This window comes from Nocardia sp. CNS-044 (assembly GCF_059570515.1).
Map to the genome: position 1 here is coordinate 761,393 of NZ_JCANSX010000007.1, position 24,365 is coordinate 785,757.

Consider the following 24,365-nt stretch of genomic DNA (forward strand, 5'->3'; position numbering starts at 1 on the left):
TGGTTCCCTGCGGGATCCGGTGCTGGTCACCCCGGTCGGTCCGGACTCAGTGCCCACCACTCACGTGGCTGGGCGGAGGTCCGGGCGCGACCTGACCGGGGTGATGCCACGGCCCGGTCTGACCGACCAGCCAGGCGATCACGAAAACACTGCCGAGGACACAGAGGAACTGGGCGATGCGCAGGACGGCCACGACCGGGTCGGCGCCTCTCCGGGCGGTCATGCTTCGACCAGCTCGTATCCCGCGTCATCGATCGCGTCCCGAATCGCGTCGACGACCGTGGCACCGCCACCGCTCACCGTCACCAGGCCCGCGGCGACATCGACATCGACCGCATCGATTCCCGGTAGCGCGGTCAACGCGCCCTTGATCGCGTCCGCACAATGTCCACACGACATACCCGACACGGAGTAGCTGATCGCACTCATTCGACAAGTCCTTCCAGAGACATCGGAGGTGGCCGCTGTGCACAGGCCTCATCTAATGAGTCGGGTGCGGCCGCCGTCCGGTTCCGGCATCTCTGCCGGGTACGCGTCGAGGATGTCGCGCGAATGAGAATCATCACTCTTGGTGGCGGCGGCGTCCTCGGCTAATATTCGCGATCGCAGCTGGTTCGCCGGAGGTGGAGTCGAGGAGCCCCTGATCCACTCGATGGCGTCGTAGCCCGCGGTCGCGTTCGCGCGGCGTGGGTGAGAGGGAACCCGGTGAGAATCCGGGACTGTCCCGCAGCGGTGAGCGTGAACGACAGCCGTCAACTACGCACTGGGCCTGGCCTGGGAAGCGACGGCCGGTAGGCATGCCCGGGATGCCATCCGGGTGGATCCGAACTTCGGGTCGATGCGCGCGAGTCCGAAGACCTGCCGGTTGTGCCGGATACGCCGTATCCGGCGGTCGTCGCCTCGTGGAGTGGGCGCCGCGCCGAGTGGACCCGGGCACGGGATCGATGCTTCGAGGGCTCCGTCAGCGTAGGTGCGTTATGGGCGGCGGTCATCGGCTGCGATCCATGGAGTTCATCAATGCTGAACCCTGACAACACTTTCACCGCCACGGTGCTCGGGCTGCCGCGCATCGGCCCGAACCGCGAGCTCAAGCGCGCCATCGAGGGCTACTGGGCGGGACGCGTCGACGCCGCCGCGCTGCACGAGGTCGCCCGGGGGCTACGCACCGCTCAGCTGAGCTCGGTGCGGGACGCGGGCCTGGACTCGATTCCGGTCGGGACGTTCTCCTACTACGACCACGTGCTCGACACAGCGGTGCTGCTCGGCGCGCTGCCGGAACGCGTGCGCGGCATCGAGGACGAACTCGACCGGTACTTCGCCGCCGCGCGCGGCACCGCCGAGGTCGCACCCTTGGAGATGACCAAGTGGTTCGACACCAACTACCACTACCTGGTACCGGAGCTGTCGGCGGCCACGGAGTTCTCGCTGCATCCGGACAAGCCGCTGGCGGAGCTCGAAGAGGCGCTGGCGCTGGGTGTTCCGGCCCGGCCGGTGATCGTTGGCCCGGTCACGTTCCTGAAGCTCGCCAAGTCGCTGGACGGCAGCGAGCTGCTGGATCGGCTGCCGGATCTGCTGCCGCTGTACGAGCAGTTGCTCACGCTACTGTCGCAGGCGGGCGCGCAGTGGGTACAGCTCGACGAGCCGATCCTGGTGACCGATCTCACCGAGATCGAGCAGGCCGCGGTCTTCACCGCGTACCGGCGCTTGGCCGCGGTCGGGGTTCGGCCCTCGATTCTGGTCGCGTCCTACTTCGGCCGCCTGGGTGAAGTGCTGCCGGTGCTGGCGGAAGCCGGGGTCGAGGGCATCGCCGTCGACCTGGTCGCGGGCGGCGACGCGGATGTCGCCGCGGCGGTCGCGCTGCGCGACACGCTGGTCGTGGCAGGCGTCGTGCCTGGTTACAACGTGTGGCGCATCGATCCGGACAACGCACTGCCGCGGCTGCGCGCACTGCGCGACGCCGGCGCGACCGTGGCGGTGTCGAGCTCTTGCTCGCTGCTGCATTCGCCCTACAGCCTGGACCCGGAGACCGATCTGGAGCCGCGCCTGCGCGGCTGGCTGGCCTTCGGCGCGGAGAAGATCGCCGAGGTGCGGGTGCTGGCGACCGCCCTGCACGACGGTGAAGAGGCTGTCGCCGAGTCGCTCGAGATCGCGCGCACCGCCGTGCGGGACCGGAAGGCCGATCCGCGCCTGCGCGTGGAGTCGGTGCGCGAGCGCCTTGCCGCGCTGGACGCCGACGCGGTGCGCCGCACTCCGGCCGACGAGCGCCGGGTGCTGCAGCAGGAGCGGCTGAACCTGCCGCTCCTGCCGACCACCACCATCGGTTCGTTCCCGCAGACCAGCCGGATCCGGGTGGCCCGCGCCGAGCTGCGCCGTGGCGAGATCGACCAGGCCGAGTACGACGCGCGGATGCGCGCCGAGATCGCCGAAGTCATCGCGCTGCAGGAGCAGATCGGCCTGGACGTGCTGGTGCACGGCGAGCCGGAACGCAACGACATGGTGCAGTACTTCGCCGAGCAGCTGGACGGCTTCGTCGCCACGGTCAACGGCTGGGTGCAGTCCTACGGCACCCGGTGCGTGCGCCCGCCGATCCTGTTCGGCGATGTCACGCGGCCACGGGCGATGACGGTCGGGTGGAGCACCTACGCGCAGTCGCTTACCGGCAAGCCGGTCAAGGGCATGCTCACCGGCCCGGTCACCATTCTGGCCTGGTCCTACATCCGCGATGACCAGCCGCTGGCCGACACCGCGCGGCAGATCGCCTTGGCCATCCGGGACGAGACGGTGGATTTGGAGGCGGCCGGTATCGGCGTCATCCAGGTGGACGAGCCCGCGCTGCGGGAACTGCTGCCGCTGCGCCGCGCCGATCAGTCCGCGTACCTGGAATGGGCGGTGGACGCGTTCCGGCTGTCGACCTCCGGTGTGGCCGACGCCACGCAGATCCACACCCACCTGTGCTACTCGGAATTCGGCGAGATCATCGGGGCCATCGCGGGATTGGACGCCGACGTCACCTCCATCGAGGCGGCGCGCTCGCACATGGAGGTGCTCGACGACCTCAATGCCGCCGGGTTCGACTTGGGCGTCGGGCCGGGCGTGTACGACATCCACTCGCCGCGCGTGCCGAGCACCGAGGAGATGACCAAGTCGCTCGCGCTGGCGTTGAAAGCCGTTCCAGCCGAACGCCTCTGGGCCAACCCGGACTGCGGCCTGAAGACGCGCCGCACCGAGGAGGTCGTCGCCTCGCTGCGCAACCTGGTCGCGGCCGCGCAGGCCATGCGCTGAGCTCGGCGCCCACCGGCCGGTGGGCGCAGGCGCGCCGGGGTGTTCCGCGACGGAACACCCCGACCGCCTTCGCCCCTCCCCACCTATCCCACGAGGCAAGCATGCATTCCCTTTCCGATCCGGAGCGTTGGACGACGAGCCGTTCCGCTTGGATGTCACCGATCGTGTCCGCCGTGCCGTCGGTCGTGCAGAGCCTGCGCACCCATTCCGGTACGCGGGTGCCGTTCTCGGTGGAGTTCAATCCGCCGCGCGATGCCGCCGGAGAAGCCAGGTTGTGGCGTGCGGTGCGCGAATTCGAGCGCATGCATCCGGCTTTCGTGTCCGTGACCTACGGCGCGGGTGGATCCACCAAGGACCGCACCGCCCGCATCACCGGGCAGCTGGCGCAGCAGACCACCCTGCTGCCGGTTGCCCATCTGACCGCGGTCGGCCACAGCGTCGCCGAATTGCGCGCGCTGGTCGGCTCGTACGCCGACTGTGGCATCCGCAATATCCTCGTGCTGCGCGGCGATCCGCCGGGCGATCCGCTCGGCGAATGGCGCAAACATCCCGACGGCGTCGAGTACGCCGACGAACTGGTGCGGATCGTGCGCGATCTCGGCGATTTCAATGTCGGGGTGGCCTCCTTCCCGCAGGGCCATCATCGCTCCACCGACCTGGACACCGACACCGCCTACCTCGTCGCGAAACTTCGTGCCGGAGCGGACTATTCGATCACCCAGATGTTCTTCGACGCCGAGCACTACCTGCGGCTGCGCGATCGTGCGGTGCGGGCCGACCCGATCGAGGGCGGCAAGCCGATCATCCCGGAACTCATGCCGATCACCTCGCTGCGCACCGTGCGGCGCGCAGTGGAGTTGTCGGGCCGGGAACTGCCGGAGGCGGTGCTGGACCGCCTGCACAAGGCCGCGGGCGACGGCCCGGAGGAGAACCGCGCCGCGGTGCGCGCCGCCGGAATCGAGATCGCCACCGAGATGGCGCAGCGGCTCATCGACGAGGGCGCTCCCTGCCTGCACTTCATCACGCTCAATTTCGCCAAGGCGACTACCGAAGTGCTGACCAACCTCGGCTACGAGGTCACCGCCGCACCGCTGAGCGCCTGAGCGGATACCACGCGACCCCGACATCCCCTCGAGAACGGCGCGGGAAGGCCGCGACCCGAGGTCAGCTCGCTGTCGTCGGTACGTAGGGGATGTTCTGGGAACTGTTGTCGTCCACGCGAATCGGGCGACCCAATTGCGGGAAGGCGCGTTGTGCGCAGTCGGTGCGCTCGCAGACCTTGCAGCCCGCGCCGATCGGCACCGCGGTGCGCGGGTCGTCGATGGGCAGTCCGTGCGAGTAGACGAGCTTGCCCGCGTAGGCCAGGTCGCAACCCAGGCCGATGGCGAAATCCCTTTTGGCAGAGAGATATCCGGGAGTCTTCTCGTCGGTGGTTCGGGCCAGCCACAGGTAGTTGCGTCCGTCGGGCATCTGCGCGATCTGGGTGCGGATGCTGCCCGGGGTGGAGAACGCCTCGTGCACCACCCACAGCGGGCAGCTGCCGCCCACCCGGGAAAAGTGAAAGGCGGTGGCGGACTGGCGTTTCGATATGTTGCCGGCACGGTCGGTGCGGACGAAGAAGAACGGCACGCCTCGTTTGCCGGGACGCTGCAAGGTCGACAGGCGGTGGCAGACGGTCTCGAAGCCGACCTCGAATTTCGCCGCTAGCAATTCGATGTCGTAGCGCAGGGTTTCGGCCGCGTCCCAGAACTGGGTGTAGGGCAGGATCAGGGCTCCGGCGAAATAGTTGGCAAGCCCGATGCGCAGCAGTCCGCGAGAACCTTCGGGCACGGTGTCCGCGTCGTCGATCAGGTCGGCGATGACCCCGGCCTGCGTGAGAAAGGCCAGCTGCGTGGCCAGCTGGAACGCGCGTTGCCCTGGGCTGAGCCGCCGCGCCAGGGTCAGCACGTTCCCGTTCGGATCGTAGACCCGTTTGGGGCCAGGGTGATCGGGATCGTCGGTGCGTATCGCCACCGCGATACCGTGCTGTTCGCGCAGCAGCCGGGTCAGCTGCAGATCCAGGCCGCCCAGGCTCAATCCGTTGCGGGCGAACAGCTCCTCGGCGGCCAGGTCGAGTTCGGGAATATGGTTGCGTCGGTCGTAGAAGTAGTCGCGGACGTCCTCGTAGGGCATCGCGGAAGCGGAATCCGTTATGGCACCGTCGATTCCGGCCGACACCCGCTCCATCTGCTCGGTAGCGCCGCGCAAGCGCCGATGCAAGCCGACCAGCAGCCGCGCGGCCGCCGGCACTCGGGCCACCAAGTCGTCCATCTCGGCCGTGGTGATGCTCGCGCCGTCGGGGTCCTCGGCGAACACATCCTGCAGATCGGCGATGAGCCGGGCGTCGGTGTCGGCGGCGAAGAAGCCCATGTCGAGGTCGTAGCGCGCATTGAGACGCAGCAGCACTGGAACAGTCAGCGGACGTTGATCGTGCTCCAGCTGATTGATGTAGCTCACCGATAGCCCCACCTCCTTCGCCAGCGCCGACTGCGAGAGCCCCCGCTGTTCCCGGAGCGTGCGCAATCGTGCACCCGCGTACATCTTCTGCATGCGTTCAGCCTAGCGGCTTCGATTTCCACAACTTTCACAATTTCACAGATTCATTTCCACAAAATTAGGCATTTGCGTGGCATTTCGCCCGGACTTGGCGCTGTGTAGCGTGCGAAATGTACCGGTGAAAATCGACTTCTTGGAGGCTTCGACCGTGAAGAACCATCTCGTCCGCACCTACCGTTCTGCGGAGCGCTTTCCTCGCGAGGAGCATCTCGCGTGGAAGATCGCCGAGGTGGCCGCGGATGCCGTGGAGGTTGCCGCGGACACGGAAGAGATGATCGTCAACCGGATCATCGACAACGCGGCCGTCGCCGCGGCCTCGGTCACCCGCCGTCCGGTCGCCAATGCCCGCGCGCAGGCGCTGACCCACCCTTACCAGCCGGGCGCGACGGTCTTCGGCGTCGAGGGCCGCTTCTCGCCGGAGTGGGCCGCCTGGGCCAATGGCGTCGCCGTGCGCGAACTCGACTTCCACGACACCTTCCTCGCCGCGGAGTACTCGCACCCGGGTGACAACATCCCCTCGATCCTGGCCGTCGCCCAGCACACCGGCCGCAGCGGCCGCGACCTGATCCGCGGTCTGGCGACCGGTTACGAGATCCAGGTGGATCTGGTGCGCGGAATCTGCTTGCACGAGCACAAGATCGACCACGTCGCGCACTTGGGCCCCTCGGCCGCCGCCGGTATCGGCACGCTGCTCGGCCTGGACACCGAGACCATCTACCAGGCCATCGGTCAGGCGCTGCACACCACCACCGCCACCCGCCAGTCCCGCAAGGGCGAGATCTCCAGCTGGAAGGCCTACGCGCCCGCGTTCGCCGGGAAGATGGCCGTCGAGGCTGTGGATCGCGCGCTGCGCGGCGAAGGCGCGCCGTCGCCGATCTGGGAGGGCGAGGACGGCGTGATCGCCTGGCTGCTCGGCGGTCCCGGCAAGGAGTACACCGTGCCGCTGCCCAGCCCGGGCGAGGCCAAGCGCGGCATCCTCGACACCTACACCAAGGAGCACTCCGCCGAGTACCAGAGCCAGGCTCCGATCGACCTGGCGCGGCGGATGCGCGATCGCATCGGCGACCTGGATCAGATCGCCTCGATCGTGCTCCACACCAGCCATCACACCCACTACGTGATCGGCACCGGATCCAACGATCCGCAGAAGTTCGATCCCTTCGCCTCTCGCGAAACCCTCGACCACTCGGTCATGTACATCTTCGCGGTCGCGCTGCAGGACGGCACATGGCATCACGAGCGCTCCTACGCTCCGGAGCGTGCGCAGCGCCCGGACACCATCGAGCTGTGGAAGAAGATCTCCACCGCGGAGGACGCCGAGTGGACGCGGCGCTATCACTCCACCGACCCGAACGAGAAGGCCTTCGGCGCGCGCGCCGAGGTCACCCTGAAGAGCGGTGAGGTCATCACCGACGAGCTGGCGGTCGCCGACGCCCATCCGCTCGGCGCGCGTCCGTTCGCCCGCGAGCAGTACATCGCGAAGTTCCGCACCCTCGCCGAGGGCGTCGTGGAGCCCGCCGAGCAGGATCGCTTCCTGGAAGTGGTCCAGCGCGCGGGCGAGCTGTCCGCCGCCGAGCTGTCGGAGCTCAATTTCACCGTCTCGGCGGACGTGCTCGCCCGCGCGCCCAAGTCCCCGAAGGGTCTGTTCTGATGACCGGGCTCCTGGCTGCCGCCACCTCCGCCGCCGACAAGCGGGCCGCGTTCAAGGCAGGACTGACCTCGGGGCAGATCCAGCGCTTCCCGGGCGCGTTCAACCCGCTGGTGGCCAAGCTGATTCAGGAGATCGGCTTCGAAGGCGTCTACGTCTCGGGCGCGGTGCTCTCAGCCGACCTCGGGCTGCCGGATATCGGCCTCACCACGCTCACGGAGGTCGCCGGTCGCGGTCAGCAGATCGCGCGGGTCACCGACCTGCCGGTGCTCATCGACGCCGACACCGGATTCGGCGAACCCATGAGCGCCGCGCGCACCGTCACCATCATGGAGGACGCCGGAATCGCGGGTCTGCACCTCGAGGATCAGGTGAACCCGAAGCGGTGCGGGCATCTGGACGGTAAGGCCGTGGTGCCCGCCGACGAAATGGTGCGCCGCCTGCGCGCGGCGGTGGCCGCTCGCCGGGATCCGGACTTCGTGATCTGCGCGCGCACCGACGCCGCCGGGATCGAAGGCATCGACGCGGCGATCGACCGGGCGAAGGCTTACGCCGACGCGGGTGCGGACCTGATCTTCACCGAGGCCCTGCACACGCCCGCCGATTTCGAGAAGTTCCGGGCGGCGGTCTCGATTCCGTTGCTGGCCAACATGACCGAGTTCGGCAAGTCCGAGCTGCTCACGGCCGAGACGCTGGAGTCCGTCGGGTACAACGCCGTCATCTACCCGGTGACGACGCTGCGGCTGGCCATGTACGCCGCCGAGACCGGGCTGCGGGAGATCTTCGAGAAGGGCACGCAGGCCGACCTGCTCGACCGGATGCAGCACCGCAGCCGCCTGTACGAGCTTCTGCAGTACCAGCGCTACAACGAATTCGATTCCGACATCTTCAATTTCACTCTGGGAAGGAACCAGTGATGGTGGAGACCGCGATACCGACCATCTACAAGGGTCTCGCCGGCGTCGTCGTCGACACCACCTCGATCTCCAAGGTGGTGCCGGAAACCAACTCCCTGACCTACCGCGGCTACGCGGTCCAGGATTTGGCGGCGAACTGTAGCTTCGAAGAGGTCGCCTACCTCCTCTGGTATGGCGAACTGCCGAACGCTGCGCAGCTCGCGCTGTTCAACCAGCGGGAACGTGCCGCGCGGCGGGCCGATCGCTCGCTTCTCGCACTGATCGCGAAGATGCCCGAGAACTGCCATCCGATGGATGTGGTGCGCACGGCGATCAGCTACCTGGGCGCCGAGGACCCGGCCGAGGACGACAACACGCCGAAGGCCAACCTCGCCAAGGCACTGCGCATGATGGCGGTGCTGCCGACCATCGTGGCCGCCGACCACCGGCGTCGCCGGGGCTTGGATCCGATCGCGCCGCACTCGCACAGGGGTTTCGCGGAGAACTTCCTGAACATGTGCTTCGGCAAGGTCCCGGCTCCGGAGCTGGTGAAGGCGTTCGAGGTGTCGCTGATCCTCTACGCCGAGCACAGCTTCAACGCCTCCACCTTCGCCGCCCGCGTGGTCACCTCCACGCTGTCGGACATCTACAGTGCGGTCACCGCCGCCATCGGCGCGCTCAAGGGTCCGCTGCACGGTGGGGCGAACGAGGCGGTCATGCACGACATGATCGAGATCGGCGATCCGGCGCTGGCCGAGCAGTGGATGCGCGAGAAGCTGGCCAAGAAGGAAAAGGTCATGGGCTTCGGCCACCGGGTCTACAAGAACGGTGACTCCCGGGTGCCGACCATGAAGAAGGCGTTCTTGGACGTCGCCGCCGTCACCGACGGCGCCAAGTGGGTGCAGATGTACGAGATCCTCGAGCGCACCATGAACGAGGCCACCGGCATCCAGCCGAATCTCGACTTCCCCACCGGCCCGGCGTATTACCTGCTCGGTTTCGATATCGAGGTCTTCACCCCGATCTTCGTGATGAGCCGCATCACCGGCTGGACCGCCCACATCATCGAGCAGGGCGAATCCAACGCCCTGATCCGACCGCTGAGCGAATACGTCGGCGTGCCACAGCGTTCCGTCGTCGCCTGACAGCGTCGGGCACAGTTCCCCTTGCTGGACAAGCGAATCCGGCTCCGACTGGCCGAGACGAGGCACTTCGACACCGCGGTGATGCTGCGCTACCTCGCCGACTGAGGGTGCCTGGCGGACGGCGCGAGCGGTCGCAGCCAGCGCGGCGTATGGAGTCGAACGCGGCGCGGCGTATCACTCTCGCAACGCGGCTGCGGTCAGGGTGAGGTGGTGGGTCAACAACTCGGCCGCGGTGTCGGCGTCGCGGGCCAGTGCCGCCTCTTCCAGCCGACGGTGTTCCTCGGCGCCGTCTCGGCCGGGATTGCGATCCGTCGACCAGCGGCGGGCCAATTCGCTCGCGGTCCACATCCGGTCGAAGGTCTCGAGCAGGACGGGGTTCCCGCAACCCTCCAGCAGCGTCCGGTGGAAGATCCGATGGGCTTCGGACCATGCCTCGCTGTAGTGCTTGCCTTCGTCCGGGAGGAACGCCGGGGTACCCGCCAAACGGTGGTGGGCGGCCCGGACGTCGGCCTTCCACCGGTTCCGCCGATCCGTGCAGCAGCGCGGGCACCACCGCGCACCTCTCGATGACTCGTCGGGTGGCGCGTTGGTGCCCCGGCAACGGGCGATCAGCCCGCGCTGTCAGCTGTAGTTGTAGAAGCCGCGTCCGCTCTTGCGGCCCAGGCGGCCCGCGTCGACCATCCGGCGCAGCAGCGCGGGCGGCGCGTAGTGCGGCTCGGCGAACTCGGCGTACAGCGACTCGGCCGCCGCCAGCGCGATGTCGAGGCCGACGGTGTCCAGCAGGGTGAGCGGACCCATCGGGTAGCCGCAGCCGCCCTTCATCGCCGCGTCGATGTCCTCGGCCGAGGCGTAACCCGACTCGAGCATCCGCACCGCCTGGCACAGGTACGGGATCAGCAGCGCGTTGACGATGAACCCGGAGCGGTCACCGGCCTGCACGGTGGTCTTGTTCAGAGTGTTCTTCGCGTAGTCGGTGACCGCGGCGGCCGTCTCCGGGGAAGTGACCAGGGTGGAGATGATCTCCACCAGCGGCATCACCGGCACCGGGTTGAAGAAGTGCACGCCGACGACCTGCTCGGGACGCTTGGTCGCGCCCGCCACCTTGATCACCGGGATCGACGAGGTGTTGGTCGCGAGGATGCCGGTCGGCTTCACGATCGCGTCGAGCTTGCCGAAGATCTCGTACTTCAGCGACTCGATCTCCGGGGCCGCCTCGATGACCAGGTCACGATCGGCGAACTCCTCGATATCGAGGGTGACGCGCACCCGAGCCAGCACGGCGTCGGCGTCGGCCTGGGTGATCTTGCCCTTCGTCACCCCGCGCGAGATCGACGCCGCGATCCGCTGCTGCGCCGCGTCGGCGAACTCCTGCTTCGTCTCGAGCACCAGGACTTCACTCCCGGCCTTCGCACACACCTCGGCGATGCCCGCACCCATCGTGCCGCCACCGATCACACCGATCAACTTCACAGTCATGTCTCCTATCCAAAGTCGACACCATTACTAGCAGGGCTCGAAATCAGGCGACGAACAGGAGCCGGGAACACATTCACGGCTGGTATTCCTGCACGAAAACCGTGTCGACTCCCAACTCGCCGACCCCCGCCGCGGCGCCCGGCTGGCCGAGTGGCGTTTGCCGTCCGGGCAGCGGCTCGGCGAAGAAGCGGGCGTTCTCGATGACGAACTGCTCCTGCCCCGCGGGAATGTCGTCCTCGAAGTAGATCGCCTCGACCGGGCACACCGGTTCGCACGCCCCGCAGTCGATGCACTCGTCGGGCTGGATGTACGCCATCCGATTGCCGACGAAGATGCAGTCGATCGGGCACTCCTCGACGCAGGCCCGATCCAGGACATCGACGCAGGCAGCGCCGACCACGAACGTCACGATGTTCTCCTCTGCCCTTCACACCCCGCGACAAGCGGACGTTCCGATCCTGGTGCCGAATCCTGTGCGTGGGTAGAGGCCTGGTACCGACCACCTCATAAGTTGGCTTTATGGCCTCGCGTTCGATCACCCGACACGGAGCTAGATTTCCAGCACGAGGCGCGTCCCGTGCAGCCGCTCGGTCTCGATTCTGCGGTGCGCCTCCGCGGCGGCGGACAGCGGAAGTAGGTCGACCGCTCGCGGTCGCAGCGTTCCGTCGAGCAGGTGGCGATTGATCACCGTCGCGGCCTCGCGCAGTTGGGCGCTGGTCGCGCGGGAGATGACGAAACCGCGAATCGAACCGTCCTTCAGATACAGCGGTCCCGTCGGGAGTTCGCTCCGGGAAGCGGGGCCCGCGACGATGACGACCCGGCCCCCGACCGCGAGCATCTCCACGGCGTCCACCATGTCGTTGCGACCAGAGGTGTCGATAGAGAGGTCGATGCCGCTGCCGACGATCGCGCTGACCTTGTCGACGATGTCTCGGTCGCGATAGTCGATGGTGTGCGCGGCGCCCACGCGTCGGCAGTACTCATGGTCGTCGGGATGCGCTGTCGCGATGACCGTGCTTCCGGCGCGGCTGATCATGGCGACGAGTGCGCTACCGACATTGCCTGCCGCGCCCGCGATCAGTGCCGTCTCACCCGGCCGGAGATTTCCGTGGGTGAACGCGGCGAGGTAGGCGGTGGCCGCCGGATGGACGACAGCCACCGCCTGCGCCGGAGACGCTCCGTCGGGCAGCGGGTAGAGGCGATCGACGGGAACGACGGCGAGCTCGGAGGCTGCTCCCTGCCGCCCGTCGTGCCCGAGACTGTTACACCAGACCTGATCGCCGGGAGAGAACTCCGGCGAACGCGATTCGACGACGTTTCCGACCAAGTCGCGGCCGATCACGAACGGAAACTCCATCGCGGTCGGGTATCGCCCGGAGCGCACGAAGGTGTCGACATGATCCACCGCCGTGGCCGTGACCCTGACCAGAACATCGTCCGGTTCACACACCGGCGGCGGCAGCTCGCCGTAGACGATCGCTTCCGGCGGCCCGAGTCGTTCGATGTAAGCAGCTCGCACGCGACGGCCCCCTTCGAGTGGGGAGCGGAGTGGGCTCAGTCTGTCATGCGGCCGCCGGACCAGCAACGGTGCGGCATCCGCCGCGATCGGCGGATCGATGAACTCGGCAGAGCTCTTCGGCGCGCTGCACCGGATCGGTCACATGCCCGCGGCGTCCGCGATCTCGATCGCCTTGTGCACCAACGCGTCGATGAGCTCGACGGTCGGCGTGCCCGCCGCGGCCTTGTTCTGTGGCTCGTCCATCGCCCGGCGCATCACGCCCTCCGCGATCACGGCCACCTTCCACAGGCCGAGCACGTGCCAGTACCGCAAGGCCGACGGATCGCGCCCGGTTTCGGCCAGGTACACCTCGGCGAGTTCGGCGCGGGTCGGGAAACCCGGCAGCGTCGAGGCGGGGAAATCACCGCCGGTGCCCTCTCCTGGCTCGGGCCAGTAGGCGAGCAGGCTGCCCATGTCGGCCAACGGTTCACCCAGCGTGGACAACTCCCAGTCCAAAGCCGCGACGAGTTCACCGGATTCGCGATCCGCGATGACGTTGCGCAGATGGAAATCGCCGTGCACCAGCGTGGTCTCGCGCTGTTCCGGGATGGCCGCGACCAGCCTGCGGGTCAGGTCGTCGAGTTCGGGCAGTTCCCTGGTCTTGGACTGCTCCCACTGCCCCGCCCAACGTTTGAGCTGGCGCTGGGCATACGGCTTGTGGCTGGCCAGATCCGCGAGACCGACCTCGGAGATGTCGACGGCGTGGATCTTGGCGAGCGTGCGCGGCAGGGACAACGCGATCTCGCGACGCCGCTGCGGTGTCAGCGACCGCGCGATGTCCATCGTGTCGACGACTTGACCGTCGACGAACTCCATCAAGACCAGCGGCGCGTCGGAGATGGCCGGATCGTTGGCGACCCCGAGGATGCGCGGCGCGGGCACCGGCGTGTCTTCCAGCGCCGCGATGATCCGCGCCTCGCGCACCACGTCGTGCGCCGACGCGAGCAGATGGCCAAGCGGCGGCCTGCGCAGCACCCAGCGCCGCTCGGCGACGTCGGTGACCAGATAGGTCAGGTTGGATTGGCCGAGACCGATTCTGGTGAAACGCAGCGGCCCGTCGACCTCGATGCCCAGGGAATCGAGCCAACCGGCCACCGCCGCCGGGTCGACCGCCACGCTGTCGGAAACCTCAGGCACCGGCCGACCCCCCGCGGAACAACGCGTTGTCGACCAGGATGTCGACGCTTCCGAACTTCTCCAGCGTCAGGTCGACGCAGCGTCGCGCCGCGTCCTCGTCGGCGGCATGCGCGGCGGCGAGACCGATACCGCGGGACGCGCCGGTGACGATGGCCGTGCGGCCGGTCAGAGCAATGCTGGTCATCAGGCTTTCACTCCATTGCTCGCGGCCGTCTCGGCGATGCGGTACTTGCCCAGCTCCTGCCGGGCGATCGCCCGCTTGTGCACTTCGTCGGGTCCGTCGGCCAGGCGCAGCGTGCGCAGATGCGCCCAGGCCATGGCGAGCGGGAAATCGTCGGTGACGCCGGCGCCGCCGTGCACCTGGATCGCGCGGTCGACCACCTTCAGCGCGATCTGCGGGGCCGCGACCTTGATCGCCGCGATCTCCGTGCGCGCCTCCTTGTTGCCGACCGTGTCCATCAGATGGGCGGCCTTCAGGGTGAGCAGCCGGATCATCTCGATCTCGATCCGCGATTCGGCGATCCAGTCCTGGATGTTGGCGTTCTCGCTGATCGGCTTGCCGAAAGTGCTGCGCGAGCGGGCACGCTTGCACATCAGTTCCAGCGCGCGTTCGGCCATGCCGATCGAACGCATGCAGTGGTGGATTCGGCCCGGTCCGAGGCGCGCCTGGCTGATGGCGAACCCTTCGCCCGCACCCTTCAGCACATCCTTGGCGGGCACCCTGACGTCGGCGAAATCGATCTCGGCGTGGCCCTCGCGGTCCTGATAGCCGAAGACCGGCAGGTTGCGCATGACCGTGACACCGGGCGCGTCGATCGGCACGACCATCATCGACTGCTGCCGATGCGGCGCCGCGTTCGGATCGGTCTTGCCCATCACGATCAGCACCTTGCAGTTCTTGTGCAGCGCGTTGGACGCGAACCACTTGCGGCCGTTCAGGATGTAGTCGCCGCCGTCGCGGACCATCGACAGCTCGACATTGGTCGCGTCCGAGCTGGCCACGCGCGGTTCGGTCATCGCGAACGCCGACGCCATCGTGCCTTCGAGCAGCGGCTTCAGGTACTTCTGCTTGTGCTCGTCGGTGCCGAAGAGGGTCAGGACCTCCATGTTCCCGGTGTCGGGCGCATTGCAGTTGCACGCCTCCGACGCGATGTGGCTGCGACCCATGATCTCGGCGAGCGGCGCGTATTCCAGGTTGGTCAGCCCGGGGCCCCATTCCGGATGGGGGTGGAAGAGATTCCACAGTCCGCGGCGGCGGGCCTCGGCCTTGAGTTCCTCCAAGATCGGCGGATGGAAATGCGGGTCACCGGATTCACGCATCTGCCGCTCGTAGACGGGTTCGGCGGGATAGACGTGCGAATCCATGAACGCGAGCAGATCCGCCTGGTACTTCAAAGCACGTTCGGACATGTCGAAAAGGGACATCCTGGCTCCTGACGGTAGGGCGGTGTCGGCGATGCGATGTCCGGACGGTACCTCGGCACGGCCGAGCCGACTACGGGGTGACAGCTGCGATCCATACCCCACCAAAGGGTATATCTGAAGTCGGCGTCAATTTCAAATATGGCGACCGGAAGCGCGCTCTCGAACTGGGCCAAGGGCAGCCCCGCTTCGGCGCGCGACGGCGCACGCCGCCAATCGCGATCTCGCGCCGCAACACCAGCGATGCACTGACACGCCGATGTCGGCGCTTCTGAAGGCACCGACGAAGGGGTTCCGGCGGCGCGTCACGCCAGGAAGACGGTCACTCTCCCGAGGGAATGCGCAGCGCGTTGACCCACAGCCGCGTCGCGGTGTCGATCACCTCGTCGAGCGGTGCCCGATCTACCGCGTCCGCGCCCGCGACGAAATGGTTGAAGGCGAGTCGGCTGACCATGCCGGACAGCGCGCGCGACGCCAGCATCGGATCCAGCTCCGCGTCCGCGAGCCGCCGCTCCTGGAGGTTCTCGATGCTGCGCGCATTGCGGACGACGAACGCCTCCGCGCGGTTGCGCCGCAGCCGGGCGAACTCGGGGTCGATATTGGCGACTTGCTCGAGCAGCCCCATCAGTTTCGCGTTGCGCTCGTAGGCCAGGAAGTAGGCGCGGTTGCTCGCCGCGATGATCCGCGCCGGGTCGGCGTCCTCGTCCACCCGGGGCATGCCCGGATGCATCATGTCCTCCTGGGCCACTTCCAGTACGGCCGCGAAGATCTCTTCCTTGCTCGCGAAGTAGGTGTAGAAGGTCCCGGACGAGCATTTGGCGGCCTTGGTGATGTCCGCCAACCGCGTTTCCAGGTACCCGCGCCGTTCGAACACCTTCCGCGCGGCCGCGATCAGCGCCGCACGGGTCCGCAGACCGCGCTGAGTCGCCGGCAACTCCCGCAACAGCGACGAGCGCGCCATGGACGGTGGCGCGTCATGGTCGTCGACGTCGGCGTCAGGAATAGTCATGTCGCATTTATACGTCCGGTCGATGTCGTTCGCGGTCTCGGGCGGGGATTCCGGAGGCTGTCGACGGCCAGCGCCATCCGGCGATCCGGTCGGGTCGCCCCACTGATTGAACCTGACGCCGATTTCAATTACCCTCCGGAAGAGCCGCCGCCATCGAGCGAGCTCTGACTTCGGTCGACTGCCGAACCTCCGGTTTCGACGTCATCACGGAACAGAAAGAGAACACGCATGCCGAAGACACAGCAGGTCCGTCTCGCGCAGCGCCCGACCGGGCTGACCACTGCCGACACCTGGAACGTGACGACCGAGGAAACCCCGGCCCTCTCCGACGGGCAGCTGCTGGTGAAGGTCGACTACATCTCCCTCGACCCGGCCATGCGCGGCTGGCTCAACGATGTTCGCTCGTATGTCCCGCCCGTCGGCCTCGGCGAGGTCATGCGCTCGCTCGATATCGCGACCGTCGTCGAATCCACCCACCCGGACTTCGCGGTGGGCGACACGGTGAGCGGCATCTTCGGGGTGACCGAGTACGCGGTCAGCGACGGCCGGGGTGTCCAGCGCGTCGACCTGAACGTCGCACCCGGGCCCACCTGGCTCGGCGCACTCGGAATGCCCGGAATGACGGCGTATTTCGGCCTGTTGGAGGTCGGGAAGTTGCAGGCCGGGGAGACGGTGGTGGTTTCCGCGGCGGCCGGGGCCGTCGGCAGCGTCGTCGGACAGATCGCGAAAGCCAAAGGCGCGCACGTCATCGGCATCGCCGGTGGACCCGAGAAGTGCCGGATGCTCACCGAAGAGCTCGGGTTCGACGCGGCCATCGACTATCGCGACGAATCGGTGTTGAGCCGGCTGCGGGAAGTGGCGCCCAAGGGCATCGACATCTACTTCGACAACGTCGGTGGCGAGATCCTCGACGCCGCGCTGGCCAACCTGCGCCGCGGCGCGCGGGTGGTGCTGTGCGGTGCGATCTCGGCCTACAACGACGAGACGCTCGCACCCGGGCCGTCGCGCTACATGTCCCTGCTGGTCTTCCGCGCGTCCATGACCGGCTTCGTCGTCTTCGACTATGCCGACCGCTACGGCGAGGCCGTCCAGCAGATCGCGCAATGGTTGGCCGAGGGCAAGCTGAAGAGCCACGAGCACGTCGTCGAGGGTGGGGTCACGCGCTTCGGCGACACCCTGAACATGCTGTTCACCGGTGCGAACAACGGAAAGCTCGTGCTCGCGGTCTGATTCGGCCGACGGCGCGTCGACAGGTGCCGCCGGCGACCACGGCAGCACCCGTGACGACCATCCGAGCCAGACCGAATTTGATCATCCATTAAATTCTGGCCATGAGGATCGTGGCGGTTCTGGCTCCGGACAGCGTGCTCGGTTTCGAAGTGATGCTTCCTGGCATGGTGTTCGGCGCCGCGAACACGGTGAGCGGGGAAGAGCACTACGACATCCGGATCGTGACGATCGGCGGAACGGCCGCCGCCGCTTCCGAGCACGGTGCGGTGCGGCTGGTGACGGACTGGGATCTCGACAGTCTGGCCGATGCCGATACCGTCGTCGTGCCTGGCCAGGCCGAATTCCGTTGTGAGCCATCCGCTGTCGTTCGCCACGCGCTGCTGGACGCGGCCGCGCGGGGCGCGCGGTTGGCTTCTGTCTGCGTCGGCGCGTTCACCCTCGCCGCGACCGGGTTGCTCGACGGGCAGCGCGCGACCACCCATTGGGAACACGCCGCCGAGCTGGCGCGCCGCCATCCGCTCGTCGACGTCGACGCCTCGGTGCTGTTCATCGACAACGGCGCGGTGCTCACCTCGGCCGGGGCGGCGGCGGGGCTCGATCTGTGCCTGCACATGGTTCGCCGGGATCTCGGCGCCAAGGTGGCCGCCGACACCGCCAGGCAGATCGTGATGCCGCCGCAAAGGGACGGTGGGCAAGCGCAATTCATCGCGCACACCGACCCGGACAGCCCCGACTCCTCCCTGCAGCCGGTCCTGGACTGGATGCAGGTCAACCTGCACCGCCCGCTCACCCTCGACGACATCGCCGCGCACGGAGCCATCAGCGTGCGCAGCCTCAACCGCCGGTTCCGCGCCGAAATCGGGACCACTCCCCTCCAGTGGTTGCTGCGCGCCCGGGTGCACCGCGCGCAACAGTTGCTCGAGACCACCCACCTGTCCATCGACCGCATCGCCGAAGAGGCGGGCTTCGGCGCCGCCACGACCTTGCGCTACCACTTCGCCCGCCTGACGCGAACGTCTCCGCAGGCCTACCGCAACAGCTTTCACCATTCCGGCCGTTCCTCGCGGCTTGGCGAACGAACGGCGTAGCCGCTACTCCGCGTAGCCCGTGGCCAGATTTGAGCAATACATGGCTATCTGGCCACTGGGCGGCGGTTACCTCCGAGCACACACTGAGTGGGCACAATCGGAAGGGAACACACGATGACCGTTCAGCAAGCCGACAAAGCTCAATTCAACTTGCCCACTTCGGAACTCGCCGTCGCCGCGGACGCGTTGGTCGCCGAGGTCTCACCGGAGCTCGTCTACAACCACTGTGTGCGCAGTTATCTGTACGCGCGGGAAGTGGCGGCCGCCGAGGGGTTGCGCGAAGGTGTGGACTACGACGGCGAACTGCTCTACCTGGGCTGCCTTCTGCACGATCTCGGCGCGACCGAGCACGCCAACGGCGACCAGCGTTTCGAGGTCGACGGCGCCGACGCCGCCGCGGATTTCCTCAGAAGCAAAGGCGTCGACGACGCGCGGGTCCGAACAGTGTGGAACGCTGTCGCACTGCACACCGTCGACGGCATCGCCCATCGTTTCGGGCCGGTGGAAGCCCTGGTTCAGCGCGGCACCGGAGTCGACATCGTCGGCCGGGACCGAGAACTACTGCCCGAAGGGTTCGCCGAGCGGGTGCATGCCGTGTGGCCGCGTTACGACCTCGGGTACTCGTTCGGCGAGATATTGGCCAGGCAGGTGCGCGACAACCCGGCCAAGGGCAGCCCGTTCACGTTCCCGGGTCAGGTCTGCCAGCTGTACTACCCGACGCACGGACCGATCACCTGGTTCGACATCGTGGACGGCGCGGGCTGGAACGACCGGCCGGTGCGGGTCGATTCCGGCAGCGTCGGAGCCGCGGCGCCCGCCGAACTGGCGTCGCTGTTCGAGCGCTACTTCAACGCCGGTGACCTCGACGGCTTGATGTCGCTGTACGAGCCCTCGGCACTGCTCTTTCCGAGCCCGGGCGACCGGCGATCGGGTACCGCGGCGATCCGGAACGCGCTCGGCGACATGATCGACTCCGGCGCCCGGATCGAGCTGCGGACGCGCCGGGTGCACGTGGTGGGCGAGCTAGCGCTGATCTCGAACGACGCCACCGTGTCGGGCGTGCGACCCGACGGCGATCCGGTGATCTCCAGTTCCACCGAGATCGCCCGGCGCGGCCGTGACGGGTCCTGGCGCTACGTGCTCGACGACCCGTACTTCTCGCTGTGAGGCGCTCGATGAGCACCTACGGAATTCTCGTCTTCGACGATGCCGAGGAACTCGACTTCGCCGGGCCCTGGGAGGTTTTCACCACCTCGGCGATCCTGCGGAACGACGCCGATCGCGCCGTCCTGATCGCCGAACGGCCCGAACCGGTCCGATTCAGCAAAGGGCTTCGCGTGCTGCCAGACCATACGCTGGACGACCATCCGCCGCTGGACGTACTGCTGATCCCGGGCGGACGCGGGGCACGGACGACGCAGCCGCACAACGCGGTGGTCACCGAGTGGATCGCCAGGACGGCGGCCGAAGCCTCCTGGGTGGTGAGCGTCTGCACCGGAGCGTTTCTCCTGCATGCCGCGGGCCCGGCGCGCGGCCGCCGCGTCGCCACGCACTGGAAATACGAGGACGCGCTCGAAGCGCGCGGCGACGTCACCGTCATCCGGGACGCACGGTACGTCGTGGACGGCAACCTCCTTACCAGCCAGGGCGTTTCGGCTGGCATCGATAGTGCGCTCTGGCTCGTCGGCCGACTGCACGGCCGGGCGCACGCGCGGGCCGTGCGTCGGGAGATCCACTACGACCCGGCCCCGCCCTACCTCGCCGACGAACCCGAGGTGAGTTGACCGCGACCGCACCGCACGGCGAGGCTCGGGACCGAGGCGGCGGTGCGCACCTTCTCGCGGCATTCGGGGTTGCGAAACGGCTGACAGGAACGGGCTTCAGCTCAAGCGGTGCTTGGCGAGAAGGGCCGTGTCTTCGAGAATTTCGTCGATCGGTCCGTTCGCGACGATCCGGCCCGCGTCGAGGATCACGGCGCGGTCGCAGACGCGTTGGGCGTAGGGCAGGTCGTGGGTCACCATCAGGATGGTGGTCGGCAAGGTCAGGAGGATGTCGGCGAGTTCGCGGCGGGCGACCGGGTCGAGGTTCGCGGCGGGCTCGTCCAGCACGAGCACCTCGGGTCGGCACGCGAGGACTGTGGCCAATGCGGCGCGGCGGCGTTCGCCGACCGAGAGGTGCGTCGGGGAGCGATCGGCACGGTCGGTCATACCGACCGCCGCGAGCGCGTCGCGCACGTCGGCGGCGAGACGTTCGCCCCGGACACCGAAATTCGCCGGACCGAAGGCGACGTCCTGTTCGACGGTCGGCATGAAAAGCTGGTCGTTGGGGTCCTGGAAGACTACGCCGACGCGTTGGCGGATAGCGCGAACAGTGCTGCGGTTCAAGCGAGTTCCGCCGATATGCACCTCCCCCGATGCGGCAGTGAGTACACCGTTCAGATGCAGCATCAGCGTGGATTTTCCGGCGCCATTGGGGCCGAGGACAGCGACCCGCTCCCCGGTCGCGATGTCGAGATTCACGCCGCGCAGGGCGCCGGTTCCGTCGGGATAGGCGAAAGTCAGGTCGACCAGGCGCACCGCGAGTGTCGTCGGCTCGGTCACCGGACCGCCCACGCGCTCAGGCAGACGCAGATCGCACCGGCCGCAGGCAGCAAGCCGAACATCCACTGTGTTCGGGTCGACGGCTTGAATCCGAAATCAGTGGTTGTTCCGTCGAATCCACGCGACAACATCGCCAGATGTACGCGTTCGCCCCGTTCGTAGGACCGCAGGAACAAGTGGCCCGCGCCGCGGGCGGTCGCACCGGCTTGACGCAGTGTGCGCGGGTCGTCGCCGCGCGAGATCCGGGCCATCCGCATTCGCGCCGCCTCGTCCACGAGCACCTCCACATACCGAAGCATGAGCACTACGATCATGACGATCACGCCCGGGACACGCAGCCTGGCCAGCCCTGCGGGCAACTGGCCGATGCTCGTCGTCGCGGCCAAGGTCAGCGAAATGCCCACGCCGATAGTGCCTTTGGCGATGATCCCCCACGCGGCATACAGACCGGTCGTCGACAGCGATAGCCCAGCGAACACTGTCCTCGGTTCGCCCGCGGCGAACGGCAACAGTATCGCCAACACGACGAAAGGCGCTTCGATCAGCAGGCGCGGCGCGATCCACCGGAGCGAGATACCGATCCACGACCACAACGCGACCAACCCCAGCGCGTAGCAACCGAACGGCCAGAACAATTCTCGCGGAGTCGCGACGACAGCGAAGATCGCGAACACCGCACAGACGATCTTCACTTCGACAGGCGCCCGATGAGCGGGCGAGTTCCCCGGCAGATACAGCCAGTGACCGCTCACCTCAAGCCGACTCCGACCCGGCGACCGCAGTTTCGCCTTCCGCCGAAGGGCTCCTGTTCTTCCGTCCCGCGCGGATCGTGCGAAGCAGAGCGAACAGCACGGCGAATGCGGCGGCGACACCGAGAATGCCCGCGATGCCGATCAATTCGTCGTTGCCGTCGATCGCGTAGTCGGCCAGCGGAGAGTTCGCGAGCCGATGTTCTTCGGCGCTCTGGGCGATGCATTCGCCGTGCAGTTCTTCGGCGCCGTCGACCTCGAGCACCGTGCATCCGCGTTGGGTCGTGGCGTCGAGTCCGTCCGGTTGCGAACTGGCCACGTAGGACAACGTGCCCGCGATGATCACCGCGACCCCCGCGAACGCCCACAGGAACCCGGTCATCGAGAGTCGAGCGCGAAGCGGGGCCGCGGCGGTTCGGTGTCGTTCGGTGACCCGCAACAGGTAGACCAGATCGGGTCGCGCCTTAGCCACTGCGACAACGGTGATCGCGGTGATGATTCCCTCTCCGACCCCGATCAGCGCGTGGGTGATCGCCATGTATCCCGCGACGGCCCCGACGGTCGATCCCGCCGCACCGCCGATCGCGTACTCGACGACGAAACCCATTGCGGCGGCCAGCGTTCCGGCAAGCGCCGAGACGAAGGCGGTGACAGCGATCCCTGCGTCGACCCGCTTGGCCAGCATCGGCAGGATCAGGCGTGCGACCGTGTAGCCCACCGCTACGCCGATCAGCGCCATGTTGGTGATGTTGGTGCCCAACGCGGACAGGCCGCCGTCGGCGAAGAGAAGCGCCTGGACGACGAGCACGATCGCCACGCACAGCGCCCCGACGTAGGGTCCGACCAGGATCGCGGCGAGCGCCCCGCCGAGCAGATGTCCGCTCACGCCGGGCAGGATCGGAAAGTTCACCATCTGCACCGCGAAGATGAACGCGGCCACCAAACCCGCCATGGGAGCGGCACGTTCATCGAGTTCGGCACGTGCCCGCCAGGCGGCGAAACCTGTTCCGGCAATCGCGATCAGGGCGAAGACCAACGAAGTCGGAGCGTCGACGATGCCGTCGCTCATATGCATGGCAACTGTGTAATCGCTCACCCCCCAAGACGATACGCTCGATACCTGCGCATGTGAACACATATGGAGGTATGGGCGCGGGAACTGGCCCTACGCGCTCGCGAGCGGCAGAGTGGAGACGTGGCAGTCAGTCTTCCGCTGGACCCCGATCACGCGAGCCGCGCCGCGTCGGGACTGGATATCGTCGGCATCGACCAGTGGGCCGATCGTTTCGACATGCTCTCCGACGCCCACCGGCTCCGGCTTCTGGTATGCCTGCACCACGCACCCGACATCAGCGTCAGCGATCTCGCCGCCGCGGTGGGCAAGTCCGGAACCGCTGTCTCCCAAGCGCTTCGGCTGCTTCGCCAGCAGGGATGGGTGACCAGCACCAAGGACGGTCGCATCGTCCGATACCGCCTCGCCGATGACACGATCCACGAGTTGCTGCACTGGATCGGAGCGACCCATGCCGCGGAGACCGTCCGGGCCGAGAGGCCGTGAGCGAACGTGGCGCCGGTTCGACAGCGAGATCAGCGCACCGGCGCCACGGGCTGAAACGGCCGGATCTCGTCCTCGCCGGGCCGGATGACACCGGCGTGCGACTCGGGGACCTCGTTCCATGCGCCTTCGACGTCGCGGAGCGGTTCGGAGACCACGAACCGGGTCTCGTCGCTCAACCGGTGCAGCACTTCCACCTCCGGGTGGAGAGCGCGGACCTTCTCCACGGCGGTCGAGAAGAACAGCGACCGCGTCCGGCCCTCGGTCGAGTAGCGAAAGATCCACAGGGAGGTGCCGTCCGTCGTCGCGACCGTCATCTGCACCGGGTTCTCGACGCCGTGGCGGGCGCCGACGTCCTCGACGAGTCCGACCGCCCGCGCGACGGCGGCGAACGGATCCTCGGTGAGGCCGAAGGTCAGCGCTAGGAAGAAGAGGGTCTCGGAGTCCGTCGAACCTTCGATGTCGGGGTAGAGGCCCGGGTCGACGGCCATCAAGAGGTCGCGCTTGACCTCGGAGAATCCCCGCAGTGCGCCGTTGTGCATCCACAGCCAGTCGCCGTACCGGAACGGATGGCAGTTGCTGCGCTGCACCGGGGTGCCCGTCGACGCGCGCACGTGCGCGAACAGCAGCGGCGTCCGGATCTGCCGGGAGATCTCCTGGAGATTTCGCTCGTTCCACGCTGGCTCGATGCATTTGAACACCGCGGGCGTCGGGCCCTCGCCGTACCATCCGATGCCGAAGCCGTCACCGTTCGTGGTGGTCGCGCCCATGCGCGAGTGCAGGCTCTGGTCGATCAGGGAGTGGACAGGTCGGAACAGCAGGTCCTCGATGAGGATCGGATCGCCGGAGTATGCCATCCACCTGCACACCTCTTCATTGAAGTCCCGTACCACGCGCTTGTGGCGGGTTTCGGAAATTTGCCCTCCTGCGCTGGGGGTCTCCTCGACGTCGGGACCGTCACGCGTTTTCCCACAC

At 67.5% G+C, this 24,365-nt stretch carries 24 protein-coding genes, 3 pseudogenes and 1 riboswitch; of the genes and pseudogenes, 11 read left to right on the top strand and 16 right to left on the bottom strand.

What is annotated here, in order from left to right; translation table 11 throughout:
* Positions 1-46 precede the first annotated feature (46 nt).
* Together T333_RS18240 and T333_RS18245 are read right to left on the bottom strand one after the other, a co-directional pair.
* The gene (locus T333_RS18240; protein WP_496425202.1) at positions 47-223 is read right to left on the bottom strand and encodes a hypothetical protein; all 177 of its coding nucleotides are present in this window, start codon (positions 221-223) and stop codon (positions 47-49) included.
* Positions 220-429 carry a heavy-metal-associated domain-containing protein gene (locus T333_RS18245; RefSeq protein ID WP_496425203.1) on the bottom strand — a complete coding sequence of 70 codons (210 nt, stop codon included), beginning with the start codon at positions 427-429 and terminating at the stop codon, positions 220-222. The genes T333_RS18240 and T333_RS18245 overlap by 4 nt, the downstream gene beginning before the upstream one ends.
* 219 nt (positions 430-648) lie before the next feature.
* Positions 649-880, top strand: a riboswitch (cobalamin riboswitch).
* A gap of 137 nt (positions 881-1,017) precedes the next feature.
* Here T333_RS18245 and metE point away from each other — a divergent pair.
* Entirely contained in the window at positions 1,018-3,282 is a 2,265-nt protein-coding gene (gene metE / locus T333_RS18250) for a 5-methyltetrahydropteroyltriglutamate--homocysteine S-methyltransferase (RefSeq protein ID WP_496425204.1), read from the top strand.
* Between the two features lie 152 nt (positions 3,283-3,434).
* Entirely contained in the window at positions 3,435-4,385 is a 951-nt protein-coding gene (locus tag T333_RS18255) for a methylenetetrahydrofolate reductase (RefSeq protein ID WP_496425324.1), read from the top strand.
* A gap of 61 nt (positions 4,386-4,446) precedes the next feature.
* Here T333_RS18255 and T333_RS18260 read toward each other — a convergent pair whose 3' ends face one another.
* Positions 4,447-5,871, bottom strand: coding sequence for a short-chain fatty acyl-CoA regulator family protein (locus tag T333_RS18260; protein WP_496425205.1), 1,425 nt, complete (start codon positions 5,869-5,871; stop codon positions 4,447-4,449).
* Positions 5,872-6,025: 154 nt separating this feature from the next.
* On the opposite strand from T333_RS18260, the gene prpD reads away from it, so the two are divergent.
* The 4 genes and pseudogenes from prpD to T333_RS18280 all read left to right on the top strand — a co-directional run.
* Positions 6,026-7,528 (top strand): 2-methylcitrate dehydratase PrpD, encoded by a 1,503-nt coding sequence (gene prpD, locus T333_RS18265; protein ID WP_496425206.1) that lies wholly within the window; start codon positions 6,026-6,028, stop codon positions 7,526-7,528.
* Entirely contained in the window at positions 7,528-8,442 is a 915-nt protein-coding gene (prpB, locus tag T333_RS18270) for a methylisocitrate lyase (RefSeq protein ID WP_496425207.1), read from the top strand. Before prpD ends, prpB begins: the two co-directional genes overlap by 1 nt.
* A gap of 2 nt (positions 8,443-8,444) precedes the next feature.
* Entirely contained in the window at positions 8,445-9,566 is a 1,122-nt protein-coding gene (locus tag T333_RS18275; RefSeq protein ID WP_357252650.1) for a bifunctional 2-methylcitrate synthase/citrate synthase, read from the top strand.
* A 15-nt stretch (positions 9,567-9,581) separates the two neighbouring features.
* Positions 9,582-9,671: pseudogene (locus T333_RS18280) on the top strand (dihydrofolate reductase family protein); the annotation flags it as partial.
* A 69-nt stretch (positions 9,672-9,740) separates the two neighbouring features.
* Here the strand turns inward: T333_RS18280 and T333_RS18285 are convergent.
* From T333_RS18285 to T333_RS18320, 8 genes and pseudogenes are all read right to left on the bottom strand, one after another.
* Positions 9,741-10,178 carry an FCD domain-containing protein gene (locus tag T333_RS18285; RefSeq protein ID WP_496425325.1) on the bottom strand — a complete coding sequence of 146 codons (438 nt, stop codon included), beginning with the start codon at positions 10,176-10,178 and terminating at the stop codon, positions 9,741-9,743.
* 9 nt (positions 10,179-10,187) lie between these two features.
* The gene (locus tag T333_RS18290; protein ID WP_355001162.1) at positions 10,188-11,036 is read right to left on the bottom strand and encodes a 3-hydroxybutyryl-CoA dehydrogenase; all 849 of its coding nucleotides are present in this window, start codon (positions 11,034-11,036) and stop codon (positions 10,188-10,190) included.
* 79 nt (positions 11,037-11,115) lie between these two features.
* A complete protein-coding gene (gene fdxA, locus T333_RS18295) occupies positions 11,116-11,451 on the bottom strand; it encodes a ferredoxin (protein ID WP_496425208.1) in 336 nt (111 codons plus the stop codon).
* A 141-nt stretch (positions 11,452-11,592) separates the two neighbouring features.
* Entirely contained in the window at positions 11,593-12,561 is a 969-nt protein-coding gene (locus tag T333_RS18300) for an NADPH:quinone reductase (RefSeq protein WP_496425209.1), read from the bottom strand.
* A gap of 138 nt (positions 12,562-12,699) precedes the next feature.
* A complete protein-coding gene (locus T333_RS18305) occupies positions 12,700-13,737 on the bottom strand; it encodes a phosphotransferase family protein (RefSeq protein WP_496425210.1) in 1,038 nt (345 codons plus the stop codon).
* Between the two features lie 22 nt (positions 13,738-13,759).
* Positions 13,760-13,921, bottom strand: a pseudogene (locus T333_RS18310) (3-oxoacyl-ACP reductase); the annotation flags it as partial.
* The gene (locus T333_RS18315) at positions 13,921-15,162 is read right to left on the bottom strand and encodes an acyl-CoA dehydrogenase family protein (protein ID WP_496425211.1); all 1,242 of its coding nucleotides are present in this window, start codon (positions 15,160-15,162) and stop codon (positions 13,921-13,923) included. The pseudogene T333_RS18310 and the gene T333_RS18315, both read right to left, overlap by 1 nt.
* A gap of 319 nt (positions 15,163-15,481) precedes the next feature.
* A complete protein-coding gene (locus tag T333_RS18320; RefSeq protein ID WP_496425212.1) occupies positions 15,482-16,168 on the bottom strand; it encodes a TetR/AcrR family transcriptional regulator in 687 nt (228 codons plus the stop codon).
* A gap of 228 nt (positions 16,169-16,396) precedes the next feature.
* On the opposite strand from T333_RS18320, the gene T333_RS18325 reads away from it, so the two are divergent.
* From T333_RS18325 to T333_RS18340, 4 genes are all read left to right on the top strand, one after another.
* Complete coding sequence (locus T333_RS18325) at positions 16,397-17,398, top strand: NADP-dependent oxidoreductase (RefSeq protein WP_496425213.1); 1,002 nt, start codon at positions 16,397-16,399, stop codon at positions 17,396-17,398.
* Between the two features lie 101 nt (positions 17,399-17,499).
* Positions 17,500-18,486, top strand: a complete 987-nt coding sequence (locus T333_RS18330; RefSeq protein ID WP_496425214.1) for a GlxA family transcriptional regulator — start codon at positions 17,500-17,502, stop codon at positions 18,484-18,486.
* A gap of 114 nt (positions 18,487-18,600) precedes the next feature.
* Positions 18,601-19,653, top strand: a complete 1,053-nt coding sequence (locus tag T333_RS18335; RefSeq protein WP_355000975.1) for a nuclear transport factor 2 family protein — start codon at positions 18,601-18,603, stop codon at positions 19,651-19,653.
* Between the two features lie 8 nt (positions 19,654-19,661).
* Positions 19,662-20,270, top strand: a complete 609-nt coding sequence (locus T333_RS18340; protein ID WP_357252323.1) for a DJ-1/PfpI family protein — start codon at positions 19,662-19,664, stop codon at positions 20,268-20,270.
* 96 nt (positions 20,271-20,366) lie between these two features.
* Here T333_RS18340 and T333_RS18345 read toward each other — a convergent pair whose 3' ends face one another.
* From T333_RS18345 to T333_RS18360, 4 genes and pseudogenes are all read right to left on the bottom strand, one after another.
* Entirely contained in the window at positions 20,367-21,086 is a 720-nt protein-coding gene (locus T333_RS18345; protein ID WP_496425215.1) for an energy-coupling factor ABC transporter ATP-binding protein, read from the bottom strand.
* Positions 21,083-21,838 carry a cobalt ECF transporter T component CbiQ gene (cbiQ, locus tag T333_RS18350; RefSeq protein ID WP_496425216.1) on the bottom strand — a complete coding sequence of 252 codons (756 nt, stop codon included), beginning with the start codon at positions 21,836-21,838 and terminating at the stop codon, positions 21,083-21,085. The genes T333_RS18345 and cbiQ overlap by 4 nt, the downstream gene beginning before the upstream one ends.
* Before the next feature lies 1 nt (position 21,839).
* A complete protein-coding gene (locus tag T333_RS18355; RefSeq protein ID WP_355001163.1) occupies positions 21,840-22,217 on the bottom strand; it encodes a PDGLE domain-containing protein in 378 nt (125 codons plus the stop codon).
* Between the two features lie 45 nt (positions 22,218-22,262).
* Positions 22,263-22,910, bottom strand: a pseudogene (locus T333_RS18360) (energy-coupling factor ABC transporter permease); the annotation flags it as partial.
* 120 nt (positions 22,911-23,030) lie between these two features.
* Between T333_RS18360 and T333_RS18365 the strand changes: the two are divergent.
* Entirely contained in the window at positions 23,031-23,393 is a 363-nt protein-coding gene (locus T333_RS18365; protein WP_355000979.1) for an ArsR/SmtB family transcription factor, read from the top strand.
* 29 nt (positions 23,394-23,422) lie between these two features.
* Here the strand turns inward: T333_RS18365 and T333_RS18370 are convergent, their stop codons facing one another.
* Complete coding sequence (locus T333_RS18370) at positions 23,423-24,247, bottom strand: class II glutamine amidotransferase (RefSeq protein WP_496425217.1); 825 nt, start codon at positions 24,245-24,247, stop codon at positions 23,423-23,425.
* Positions 24,248-24,365 lie beyond the last annotated feature (118 nt).